The organism is Oceanospirillum sediminis (genome assembly GCF_014164585.1).
GTDB lineage: Bacteria > Pseudomonadota > Gammaproteobacteria > Pseudomonadales > Halomonadaceae > Oceanospirillum > Oceanospirillum sediminis.
Genome location: NZ_JACJFM010000202.1, coordinates 1 through 377, shown reverse-complemented (window position 1 = coordinate 377; position 377 = coordinate 1). Strand labels below are relative to the sequence as shown.

General features: G+C 44.8%; 1 protein-coding gene. It reads right to left on the bottom strand.

Annotated elements, in window-relative coordinates; all coding sequences use genetic code 11:
- Positions 1 to 172: 172 nt before the first annotated feature.
- A partial coding sequence (locus tag H4O21_RS24560; RefSeq protein ID WP_220495877.1) for a hypothetical protein occupies positions 173 to 377 on the bottom strand: 205 nt, incomplete at its 5' end.

The window sequence follows — 377 nt, the reverse complement described above, 5'->3', positions numbered from 1 at the left end:
AGCGGCGTACGCCGAAGCGATCAGTATAGTAATGCGCATCAGATGTCACTACCTCATCAATCTTCCCGGCGTTAAACTTGAGGTCGCGCGGGTCTTCTGACGGAATTGGTTTATTAGTTGGTGTGGTAGCCATTATAATAAATGCTCCTTTGTGAATTTGATGTATATTGTATCACGATGACGTGATGTTATATTCGTACATGTCGTCGCTGTACTCACTCATTGTCAGCGTTGTTGTTCCATCACTTCCCGGATTCTTCTGGCTTACAACCCACAAAGTGGTATCCAGTTCTTTCTCCGTGCTCAGAACGTAACGGGATTCAGATTGCACATTAGTGCCATCCCAAATATTCAACTCGAAATCAGACGGAAGGTTG